Source organism: Thioalkalivibrio sp. (assembly GCF_007692535.1).
Classification (GTDB): domain Bacteria; phylum Pseudomonadota; class Gammaproteobacteria; order Ectothiorhodospirales; family Ectothiorhodospiraceae; genus Thioalkalivibrio.
The window spans coordinates 1-10921 of record NZ_REBW01000274.1 but is presented as its reverse complement, the minus strand read 5'-3'; the positions used below and the strand labels follow the sequence as shown (position 1 = coordinate 10921).

Here is a 10921-nt window from a genome sequence, read left to right as displayed (position 1 = left end):
ACCGTCCGGAATGGATGATCATGTCCGTGCTGCCGGTGCTGCCGCCGGACCTGCGTCCGCTGGTACCGCTGGATGGCGGCCGCTTCGCGACCTCCGACCTGAACGATCTGTACCGCCGGGTGATCAACCGCAACAACCGTCTGCGCCGGCTGCTCGAGCTGAACGCGCCGGACATCATCGTGCGCAATGAAAAGCGCATGCTGCAGGAGTCCGTCGACGCGCTGCTGGACAACGGCCGCCGCGGCCGCGCGATCACCGGAACCAACAAGCGCCCGCTGAAGTCGCTGGCCGACATGATCAAGGGCAAGCAGGGCCGCTTCCGCCAGAACCTGCTCGGCAAGCGCGTCGACTACTCCGGCCGCTCGGTGATCGTGGTCGGACCGACGCTGCGCCTGCACCAGTGCGGTCTGCCCAAGCGCATGGCGCTGGAGCTGTTCAAGCCCTTCATCTTCGGGAAGCTGCAGCGCCGCGGACTCGCGACCACCATCAAGGCCGCGAAGAAGGCGGTGGAGAAGGAAGGTCCTGAGGTCTGGGATATCCTCGAGGAGGTGATCCGCGAGCATCCGGTGCTGCTGAACCGCGCGCCGACCCTGCACCGCCTCGGCATCCAGGCCTTCGAGCCGGTGCTGATCGAGGGCAAGGCGATCCAGCTGCATCCGCTGGTCTGCGCGGCCTTCAACGCCGACTTCGACGGCGACCAGATGGCCGTCCATGTGCCGCTGTCGCTGGAGGCGCAGCTCGAGGCCCGTACCCTGATGATGTCCTCGAACAACGTGCTGTCACCGGCAAACGGCGAGCCCATCATCGTGCCTTCGCAGGACATCGTGCTCGGTCTGTACTACCTGTCCCGCGCCCGCGTGAACGCACGCGGTGAAGGGATGGTCTTCGCCGATGTCGACGAGGTGCACCGTGCCTACGAGAACGGCATGGTCGACCTGCACGCCCGCGTCAGCGTCCGCATCCCGGAGTACGACGGCGAGGTGAACGATGGCGAGCAGCTGCCGCTGCGGCGCATCGACACCACCGTCGGGCGTGCCATCCTGTCCGGCATCCTGCCGCGCGGTCTGCCGTTCCGGCTGATCGACCGGGAGTTGAGCAAGAAGGCCATCTCGCAGCTGATCAATGCCTGCTACCGGCGCCTGGGCCTCAAGGACACCGTGGTCTTTGCCGACCAGCTGATGTACCTGGGTTTCCGTTTCTCCACGCGCGCCGGCGTGTCCTTCTGCGCCGACGACATGGTGATTCCCGCGGAAAAGGTCGCGATCCTGGGCCGTGCCGAGGACCAGGTGAAGGAGATCGAAGAGCAGTACTCGTCCGGCCTGGTGACCAAGGGTGAGCGTTACAACAAGGTCGTGGACATCTGGTCGCACTGCAATGACCAGGTCGCCAAGGCGATGATGGACCATCTGGGCAAGGAGGAGGTGACCACCCGCGAGGGCGATACGGTGTGGCAGTCCTCGTTCAACTCCATCTTCATGATGGCCGATTCCGGTGCGCGTGGTTCCGCCGCGCAGATCCGGCAGCTGGCCGGCATGCGTGGCCTGATGGCGAAGCCGGACGGCTCCATCATTGAAACCCCGATCACCGCAAACTTCCGCGAGGGTCTGAACGTACTGCAGTACTTCATCTCCACCCACGGTGCGCGCAAGGGTCTCGCTGACACCGCGCTGAAGACCGCGAACTCGGGGTACCTCACCCGCCGCCTGGTGGACGTCTCCCAGGACGTGGTGGTGACCGAGACCGATTGCGGGACCCAGCAGGGCCTGCTGATGAAGCCGATCATCGAGGGCGGCGACGTCGTCGAGCCGCTGCGCGACCGTGTGCTCGGCCGTACGGCGGCACAGGACGTGCTGCGGCCCGGCGGCGACGAGGTTCTGGTCGAGGCCGGTGAGCTCCTGGACGAGGCGCGCGTGGATCTGCTCGATGCCAACGGTGTCGACGAGGTCTGGGTGCGCTCGGCGATCACCTGCGAGCTCCGCCAGGGGATCTGCGCAAAGTGTTATGGCCGCGACCTGGCGCGCGGGCACCTTGTCAACATCGGCGAGGCGGTCGGCGTGATCGCAGCGCAGTCGATCGGCGAACCGGGTACCCAGTTGACCATGCGTACCTTCCACATCGGGGGTGCGGCCAGCCGGTCGGTGACCGTCAGCGCGATCCAGGTCAAGAACGCGGGCCAGATCCGTCTGCACAACATCAAGACCGTGGCCAACAAGCACGGCAACCTGGTCGCCGTCTCGCGCTCCGGGGAGCTGGGCGTGGTGGACGACTCCGGACGCGAGCGCGAGCGCTACAAAGTGCCCTACGGCGCGACCATCAGCGTCGGGGACGGGGATCCCGTGTCGCCCGGACAGGAGGTCGCGATCTGGGATCCGCACACCCACCCGATCATCACCGAGGTGGCCGGGAACGTGCGGCTGGCCGACTTCATCGAGAACGTGACGGTGACCAAGGAGACCGACGAATTCACCGGGCTCTCGTCCAATGTCGTGATGGATCCCAAGAGCCGCCCCGCCGCGGGCAAGGACGTGCGGCCCACCGTGCGACTGCTCGACGAAGAGGGCAACGATCTGTTCATCGCCGGCACCGACATGCCGGCGCAGTACATGCTTCCGGCCGGCGCGATCTTCAATCTCGAAGACAATGCCCGAGTCGAGGTGGGTGACGTCATCGCGCGCCTGCCGCAGGAGTCGTCCAAGACGCGTGACATCACGGGCGGTCTGCCGCGGGTGGCGGATCTGTTCGAGGCACGCAAGCCCAAGGATCCGGCGGTGCTCGCCGAGATCTCCGGCACGATCTCCTTCGGCAAGGAGACCAAGGGCAAGCAGCGCGTGGTGATCACGCCCGATCAGGGTGATCCCCAGGAGACCCTGATTCCGAAGTACCGTAACGTGAACGTCTTCGAGGGCGAGCGCGTGGAGCGGGGCGAGATCATCGTCGATGGTGAGCTCGACCCGCACGACATCCTTCGGTTGCGGGGAGCCACCGTACTGGCCGAGTACCATGTGCAGGAGATCCAGGACGTCTACCGTCTCCAGGGCGTGAAGATCAACGACAAGCACATCGAAGTGATCCTGCGCCAGATGATCCGCAAGGTCGTGATCACCGATTCGGGCGACTCCCGTCTGCTTTCGGGCGATCAGCTGGACCGCGCGCGGGTGATCGAGGAGAACGACAAACTGGAGAAGGATCAGCGTCCGGCGACCTACGAGCGCGTACTCCTGGGCATCACCAAGGCCTCGCTGGTCACCGAGTCGTTCATCTCCGCGGCCTCCTTCCAGGAGACCACACGGGTTCTGACCGAGGCCTCCACCCGGGGTGCCCGCGACGAACTGCGGGGGCTGAAGGAGAACGTCATCGTTGGCCGCCTGATCCCGGCTGGCACCGGCCTCGCCTACCACCGGGAGCGGCGGCGCAAGCGTCTGCGCGAACTGCCGAGCTTCGACATGGTGGGCGGCGAAGCGGTCGAATCGGAGACGGCGACGGCCTCCGGCAACGATACCCAAGCGGGTGATAACGCCGAATAGCGGCGTTTCAACCTTGACACTGTTGGGGGCGGTCTTTAAACTTCCGCTCCCTCGGCAGGCCGGTCCTCGTATCGGCCTGTCGTTATTTTTCGGCTAGGAGAAAGGGTTGCATGGCCACGATTAACCAGTTGGTGCGCAAGCCGCGCAAGCGCAAGGTGGAGAAGAGTGCGGTTCCCGCGCTGCAGGGTTCGCCGCAGAAGCGGGGCGTTTGCACGCGCGTCTACACCACCACCCCGAAGAAGCCCAACTCGGCGCTGCGCAAGGTTGCGCGCGTGCGGCTGACCAACGGCTACGAGGTGACCAGCTACATCGGCGGTGAGGGTCACAACCTCCAGGAGCACTCTGTGGTCCTGATCCGCGGCGGTCGCGTCAAGGACCTGCCGGGTGTGCGTTATCACACCGTGCGCGGCAGCCTCGACACCCAGGGTGTGCAGAAGCGTACCCAGGCCCGCTCCAAGTACGGCACCAAGCGTCCGAAAAAGACCTAATTCCGCCGGTTCAGGAAAACAATCATGTCCAGAAGATCAGAGGCCCCGAAGCGCCACATCCTTCCCGACCCGAAGTTCGGGAGTGAGCGCCTGGCAAAATTCATCAACACCGTGATGCGCGACGGCAAGAAGTCCGTGGCCGAGGGCGTGGTCTACGGCGCCCTGGACCAGATCGAGTCCAAGCGCGGCGACGGCATGGGTGTGCTCGACAAGGCGCTGGAGAACGTTCGCCCCCGGGTGGAGGTCAAGTCCCGCCGGGTCGGCGGCGCGACCTATCAGGTGCCGGTCGAAGTGCGCAACGTTCGTCAGGACGCCCTGGCGATGCGTTGGCTCGTCGACGCCGCCCGCAAGCGCGGCGAGCGCTCGATGCCCCTCAAGCTCGCGGGCGAATTGATGGATGCGGCCGAAAGCAAGGGCTCCGCTGTCAAGAAGCGTGAAGACACCCACCGCATGGCGGAAGCGAACAAGGCGTTCGCCCATTTCCGTTGGTAAGTAACGAGAGAGGCTGACAGTGGCACGCAAGACTCCCATCAAGCGCTACCGAAATATCGGGATCAGCGCACACATCGACGCAGGCAAGACCACGACGACCGAGCGTATCCTTTTCTATACCGGGATTTCGCACAAGATCGGCGAGGTGCATGATGGCGCCGCGACGATGGACTGGATGGAGCAGGAGCAGGAGCGTGGCATCACGATCACCTCCGCAGCCACGACCTGCTTCTGGGCCGGTATGGCCCAGCAGTTCCCCGAGCATCGGATCAACATCATCGACACGCCGGGGCACGTGGACTTCACCATCGAGGTCGAGCGCTCGATGCGCGTGCTCGACGGCGCGTGCATGGTCTACTGCGCGGTCGGCGGTGTGCAGCCGCAGTCGGAGACGGTCTGGCGGCAGGCCACCAAGTACAAGGTGCCGCGGCTGGCCTTCGTCAACAAGATGGACCGGGCCGGCGCCAACTTCCTGCGCGTGTACGAACAGATCCGCGAGCGGTTGAAGGCGAACCCGGTTCCGATCCAGCTCCCCATCGGCGCCGAGGAAAACTTCAAGGGCGTGATCGATCTCGTGAAGATGAAGGCGATCTACTGGAACGAGGAAGACAGGGGCGCGACCTTCGAATACCGCGAGATTCCGGACGAGCTTCGGGCCGAGGCGGACAAGTGGCGTGAAAACATGGTCGAGGCCGCGGCCGAGGCCAACGAGGAACTGATGGAGAAGTACCTCGAGGGCGGCGAGCTGACCGAGGAAGAGATCAAGGAGGGGTTGCGCCAGCGCACGATCGCGATGGAGATCTTCCCGATGCTCTGCGGCACCGCGTTCAAGAACAAGGGCGTGCAGGCGATGCTGGACGCCGTCATCGAGTACATGCCGTCGCCGGAGGAAGTGCCCGCGATCAAGGGGATGAAGGCCGGCACCGATGAGCCGGTGGAGCGCCACGCGAATGACGAGGAACCCTTTGCGGCCCTGGCATTCAAGATCATGACCGATCCCTTCGTCGGGAGCCTGACCTTCGTTCGCGTCTATTCCGGCGTGCTGGCAGCGGGCGATACCGTGCTGAACAGTCAGAACAGCAACCGCGAGCGTATCGGGCGTATCCTGCAGATGCACGCGAACAACCGCGAAGAGATCAAGGAACTGCGGGCCGGCGACATCGGCGCCTGCGTCGGCATGAAGGACATCTACACCGGGACCACGCTCTGCGCGGTCAATTCGCCGGTCGAACTCGAGCGCATGGAATTCCCGGAGCCGGTGATCTCGATCGCCGTCGAGCCGAAGACCAAGAGCGACCAGGAAAAGATGGGGCTGGCGCTGAACAAGCTGGCGCAGGAAGATCCGTCCTTCCGGGTGCGGACCGACGAGGAATCGGGGCAGACGATCATCTCGGGGATGGGCGAACTCCATCTCGAGATCATCGTCGACCGCATGCGCCGCGAGTTCAAGGTCGAGGCGAACATCGGGCAGCCGCAGGTCGCCTACCGCGAGACCATCCGCAAGAAGATCGAGCAGGAAGGCAAGTTCGTGCGCCAGTCCGGCGGTCGCGGCCAGTACGGTCACGTTTGGATCCGGCTCGAGCCCCAGGAGCCCGGTGCCGGCTACGTCTTCGAAAATGCCATCGTCGGCGGTGTCGTACCGAAGGAATACATCCCGGCGGTGGACAAGGGCATCCGGGAGCAGACCGCGAATGGCGTGCTGGCCGGGTTCCCGGTCGTCGACGTCAAGGTCACGCTGTTCGACGGTTCCTATCACGATGTCGACTCCTCGGAGATGGCCTTCAAGATCGCAGGCTCGATGGCGTTCAAGGAAGGCGCCCTGAAGGCCGGTGCGGTCCTGCTCGAACCGATGATGAAGGTCGAAGTGGAAACGCCGGAGGATTACATGGGCGACGTGATGGGGGACCTGAACCGCCGCCGTGGCCTGATCCAGGGCATGGAGGACGTCGCCGGCCACAAGCTGCTGCGCGCGGAGGTGCCTCTGTCGGAAATGTTCGGCTATTCCACGTCGCTGCGCTCGATGTCGCAGGGCCGCGCGACTTACTCGATGGAATTCCAGAAGTATGCCGAGGCCCCGGCCAACGTCGCCGAAGCCGTCATCAAGAAGGCTTCCTGATCACCGTCAGTCACCAGATAACTTGTTCAAGAGGTTCGAGCTGTGTCCAAGGCAAAATTTGAGCGTAAGAAGCCGCATGTGAATGTGGGAACGATTGGTCACGTGGACCACGGGAAGACGACGCTGACGGCGGCGTTGACGGTGGTGCAGGGGAAGAAGTTTGGTGGTGAGGCGCGGGCCTACGACCAGATTGACAATGCGCCGGAGGAGAAGGCGCGCGGGATCACGATTGCGACGGCGCATGTGGAGTACGAGAGTACGGCACGGCATTACGCGCACGTGGACTGCCCCGGGCACGCGGACTATGTGAAGAACATGATCACGGGTGCGGCGCAGATGGATGGTGCGATCCTGGTGGTGAGTGCGGCGGACGGTCCGATGCCGCAGACGCGGGAGCACATTCTGCTGGCGCGGCAGGTGGGTGTGCCGTACATCGTGGTGTACCTGAACAAGGCGGACATGGTGGACGATGCCGAGCTGCTGGAGCTGGTGGACATGGAGGTTCGGGATCTGCTGTCGAGCTATGAGTTCCCGGGTGATGACACCCCGATCATCGTTGGATCGGCGCTGAAGGCGCTGGAAGGTGATGAGAGTGAGATTGGCTCGCAGTCGATTGACAAGCTGGTGGAGGCGCTGGATTCGTACATTCCGGAGCCGGAGCGAGCGATTGACGGTGCGTTTTTGATGCCGGTTGAGGATGTGTTCTCGATTTCCGGTCGTGGCACGGTGGTGACGGGTCGGATTGAGCGCGGCATCGTGAAGGTGGGTGACGAGGTGGCGATTGTTGGGATTCGCGACACCCAGAAGACGACGGTGACGGGTGTGGAGATGTTCCGCAAGCTGCTGGACCAGGGTCAGGCGGGCGACAACGTGGGTGTGTTGCTGCGTGGCACGAAGCGGGATGATGTGGAGCGTGGTCAGGTGTTGTGCAAGCCGGGTTCGATCACGCCGCACACGAAGTTCGAGGCGGAGGTGTACATCCTGGGCAAGGAAGAGGGTGGTCGGCACACGCCGTTTTTCAACGGGTATCGTCCGCAGTTTTATTTTCGGACGACGGACGTGACGGGCTCCTGTGACCTGCCGGAAGGCGTGGAGATGGTGATGCCGGGCGACAACGTGAAGATGACGGTGTCGCTGATCAGTCCGATTGCGATGGAGGACGGCCTGCGCTTTGCGATTCGCGAAGGCGGTCGTACCGTCGGCGCCGGCGTCGTCTCCAAGATCATCGAGTGATATACTTTTAAGACCGGGGTCACCGCGGGGGCCGGCTGTTGCCGTCTCCCGCGTTCTTTTCGGAAGCAGCAACAGGCCAGTAGCTCAATTGGCAGAGCAGCGGTCTCCAAAACCGCAGGTTGGGGGTTCGAGTCCCTCCTGGCCTGCCATCCTCCGGGTGGCAACGGGCCTCAGGTGATCAATTCATGAGTGAACAGACGGAACAGACTGGAGGCGGGCTTGACACCGTCAAGCTCTTCGTGGCGCTTGCCCTGCTGATTGCGGGCGTCATGGGCTTCTATTATTACGCGGCCGAATCCTTGTTGGTCCGCGTCGTCGGCCTCCTCGCGGTCGTGGGTGTGGCGGTGTTCATCGCCATGACCACCGCGAAGGGTCGTCAGCTTGCCGGCTTCATGGGCAACGCGCGCACCGAAGTGCGGAAGATGGTCTGGCCCACGCGGGTCGAGACCACCCAGACCACGTTGATCGTCCTCGGCGTGGTGCTCCTCGTCGGCATCTTCCTCTGGTTGCTGGACACGCTGCTCGGGTGGATCATCCGGCAGTTCATCGGTTAGCCAGGGGAGGCGGTCATGGCGTTACGCTGGTATGTGGTTCAGGCCTTTTCGGGTTTCGAAGGGCAGGTCAAGCGTTCCCTGGAGGAACGCATCGCGCGTTACGGAATGGACGACCATTTCGGCGAGATCCTCGTTCCCACCGAGGAAGTCGTCGAGATGAAGGACGGCCAGAAGCGGAAGAGCGAGCGCAAGTTCTTCCCCGGCTACGTGCTTGTGCAGATGGATCTGAACGACGAGGCCTGGCACCTGGTCAAGAACGTGCCACGCGTACTCGGTTTCATCGGTGGCTCCGCGGACAAGCCTGCCCCGATCAGCGACAAGGAAGTCGACGCCATTCTGCAGCGGATGCAGGAGGGCGTCGAGAAGCCGAAGCCGAAAGTGCTGTTCGAGGTCGGGGAGATGGTCCGTGTGGTGGACGGACCGTTCAACGACTTCAGCGGCGTGGTGGAGGAAGTGAACTACGACAAGAGCCGGCTGCTCGTGGCCGTGCAGATATTCGGACGCTCGACGCCCGTGGAACTCGAGTTCCACCAGGTCGAGAAATCCTGACGCGACGCTGGTTCGCGCATTAACCCGTTTCGGGGAGCCGCGAGGCGCTTGCACCCGAAGGAGAAGAAATGGCCAAGAAGATTTCGGCATACATCAAGCTGCAGGTTCCGGCAGGAAAGGCGAACCCCAGCCCGCCCGTGGGCCCCGCACTCGGTCAGCGCGGCGTGAACATCATGGAGTTCTGCAAGGCGTTCAACGCCGCAACCCAGGGCGTGGAACCGGGACTGCCGATCCCCGTCGTGATTACCGTGTATTCGGACCGCAGTTTCACCTTCGTCACCAAGACCCCTCCTGCGGCGATCCTGCTGAAGAAGGCGGCGGGTATCACCAGTGGATCCGGGACACCCAACACCAAGAAGGTGGGCACCGTGACCCGGGACCAACTCGAGGAGATCGCGCGCACGAAGGAGCCGGACCTGACCGCAGCCGATCTGGATGCGGCGGTACGCACGATTGCTGGCAGCGCGCGCAGCATGGGTCTTGAAGTGGAGGGTCTCTGAGATGGCAAAGTTGTCCAAGCGCCTGAAGGCGATTCGCGAAAAGGTCCGGCCCGGCCAGGTCCTTCCGGCCACCGAGGCCTTCGATCTGCTGCGCGATGTTTCCAAGGTCAAGTTCCGTGAGTCGGTGGACGTGTCGGTGAACCTCGGTGTCGATCCCCGCAAGTCCGATCAGGTCGTGCGCGGCTCCACCGTGCTGCCCAACGGCACCGGCAAGACCGTCCGGGTTGCCGTCTTCACCCAGGGCGCCAACGCCGATGCCGCCCGCGAGGCCGGTGCCGACGTGGTCGGGATGGACGATCTCGCGGAGCAGGTCCGTGCCGGCCAGCTCGATTTCGATGTCGTGATCGCCTCCCCGGACGCGATGCGGGTCGTCGGCCAGCTGGGCCAGATCCTCGGCCCGCGCGGCCTGATGCCGAATCCCAAGGTGGGTACCGTGACGCCGGACGTGGCGACCGCGGTCCGGAACGCCAAGGGCGGCCAGGTGCGCTACCGGACCGACAAGGGCGGCATCATCCACTGCTCCATCGGCGCCGTCGACTTCGAGAGCAAGGCATTGGCGGAAAACCTCGATGCGCTGCTGGCGGACCTGATGAAGCTGAAGCCGTCCACCTCGAAGGGTATCTATGTGCGCCGGGTGACGGTCTCCTCCACGATGGGCCCGGGTCTCCAGGTCGATTCGTCCACCCTGAAGCCATAACCGAGTTTCGTAAGTTTGGGTCGGCCGTCACCCCTGCGGTGGCGGACCATCCAAGACCGCAGGCGCGGTCCGCCGCTTAAAACCGAAAAGCCTGCGCAGATGGTGTCAACCCGATTCAGGAATGTCCTGCGGCGGGAAGCACCACAAGCCCCGGGGGAAGTCTCCCCGGTTTGTAACGATCGCCAGCGTATTGGCGGTCCCAACGGAGGAAAGTCAACGTGGCTATGAATCTCGATGGCAAGAAGGTCGTTGTCTCGGAACTGGCCGCGGTTGCTGCCTCGGCGCATTCCGCCATTGCAGCGGAATATCGTGGTTTGTCGGTGAGCCAGATGACCGAACTGCGCAAGCAGGCGCGGGCGTCCGGTGTCTACCTGCGGGTAGTGAAGAACACCCTGGCTCGGCGTGCGGTGGAAGGCACTGATTTCGAATGCATGCAGCAGGGCCTGGTTGGGCCTCTGGTGCTGGCATTCAGTCAGGAGGAGCCTGGTGCCGCCGCCCGTCTGATGAAGGACTTCACCAAGAACCACGAGAAGCTGCAGGTCAAGCTGGTGTCCTTTGGTGGGCAGATGCTGGGTGCGGGCGATCTCGATCGCCTGGCCCAGATGCCGACCCGTGATCAAGCCATCAGTCTGCTGATGGCCGTGATGAAGGCCCCGCTCGACAAGTTCGCCCGCACCCTCAACGAGGTCCCGGGCAAACTGGTGCGCACTGTCGCAGCGATCCGTGATCAAAAGCAGGCAGCCGCCTGAAACATTTCTGAATAGCCGG

The 10921-nt window shown here is 63.8% G+C and carries 10 protein-coding genes and 1 tRNA gene; all 11 read left to right on the top strand.

Going from position 1 to position 10921, the window contains the following annotated elements:
* A partial coding sequence (gene rpoC / locus EA346_RS14940; protein ID WP_296759919.1) for a DNA-directed RNA polymerase subunit beta' occupies positions 1-3524 on the top strand: 3524 nt, incomplete at its 5' end.
* 110 nt (positions 3525-3634) lie between these two features.
* Entirely contained in the window at positions 3635-4012 is a 378-nt protein-coding gene (gene rpsL, locus EA346_RS14935; protein WP_296751653.1) for a 30S ribosomal protein S12, read from the top strand.
* Positions 4013-4036: 24 nt separating this feature from the next.
* A complete protein-coding gene (rpsG, locus tag EA346_RS14930) occupies positions 4037-4504 on the top strand; it encodes a 30S ribosomal protein S7 (RefSeq protein WP_296751656.1) in 468 nt (155 codons plus the stop codon).
* A gap of 19 nt (positions 4505-4523) precedes the next feature.
* A complete protein-coding gene (gene fusA, locus EA346_RS14925; RefSeq protein ID WP_296759917.1) occupies positions 4524-6620 on the top strand; it encodes an elongation factor G in 2097 nt (698 codons plus the stop codon).
* 42 nt (positions 6621-6662) lie between these two features.
* Positions 6663-7853 (top strand): elongation factor Tu, encoded by a 1191-nt coding sequence (gene tuf / locus EA346_RS14920; RefSeq protein WP_296759915.1) that lies wholly within the window; start codon positions 6663-6665, stop codon positions 7851-7853.
* A 73-nt stretch (positions 7854-7926) separates the two neighbouring features.
* Positions 7927-8002, top strand: a tRNA-Trp gene (locus EA346_RS14915).
* A gap of 36 nt (positions 8003-8038) precedes the next feature.
* A complete protein-coding gene (secE, locus tag EA346_RS14910; RefSeq protein WP_296759914.1) occupies positions 8039-8407 on the top strand; it encodes a preprotein translocase subunit SecE in 369 nt (122 codons plus the stop codon).
* A gap of 15 nt (positions 8408-8422) precedes the next feature.
* Entirely contained in the window at positions 8423-8956 is a 534-nt protein-coding gene (nusG, locus tag EA346_RS14905; RefSeq protein WP_296759912.1) for a transcription termination/antitermination protein NusG, read from the top strand.
* A 68-nt stretch (positions 8957-9024) separates the two neighbouring features.
* Positions 9025-9456 (top strand): 50S ribosomal protein L11, encoded by a 432-nt coding sequence (gene rplK, locus EA346_RS14900; RefSeq protein ID WP_296759910.1) that lies wholly within the window; start codon positions 9025-9027, stop codon positions 9454-9456.
* Position 9457: 1 nt separating this feature from the next.
* Positions 9458-10153, top strand: coding sequence for a 50S ribosomal protein L1 (gene rplA / locus EA346_RS14895; RefSeq protein WP_296759908.1), 696 nt, complete (start codon positions 9458-9460; stop codon positions 10151-10153).
* Between the two features lie 224 nt (positions 10154-10377).
* Positions 10378-10902 carry a 50S ribosomal protein L10 gene (rplJ, locus tag EA346_RS14890; RefSeq protein WP_296759907.1) on the top strand — a complete coding sequence of 175 codons (525 nt, stop codon included), beginning with the start codon at positions 10378-10380 and terminating at the stop codon, positions 10900-10902.
* The last annotated feature ends 19 nt before the right edge of the window (positions 10903-10921 follow it).

What these genes read in the sequence shown, in the direction of transcription:
- rpsL (WP_296751653.1), top strand. Translation starts at nt 3,635, where the DNA reads ATGGCCACGATTAACCAGTTGGTGCGCAAGCCGCGCAAGCGCAAGGTG.
- rpsG (WP_296751656.1), top strand. Translation starts at nt 4,037, where the DNA reads ATGTCCAGAAGATCAGAGGCCCCGAAGCGCCACATCCTTCCCGACCCG.
- secE (WP_296759914.1), top strand. Translation starts at nt 8,039, where the DNA reads ATGAGTGAACAGACGGAACAGACTGGAGGCGGGCTTGACACCGTCAAG.
- nusG (WP_296759912.1), top strand. Translation starts at nt 8,423, where the DNA reads ATGGCGTTACGCTGGTATGTGGTTCAGGCCTTTTCGGGTTTCGAAGGG.
- rplK (WP_296759910.1), top strand. Translation starts at nt 9,025, where the DNA reads ATGGCCAAGAAGATTTCGGCATACATCAAGCTGCAGGTTCCGGCAGGA.
- rplA (WP_296759908.1), top strand. Translation starts at nt 9,458, where the DNA reads ATGGCAAAGTTGTCCAAGCGCCTGAAGGCGATTCGCGAAAAGGTCCGG.
- rplJ (WP_296759907.1), top strand. Translation starts at nt 10,378, where the DNA reads ATGAATCTCGATGGCAAGAAGGTCGTTGTCTCGGAACTGGCCGCGGTT.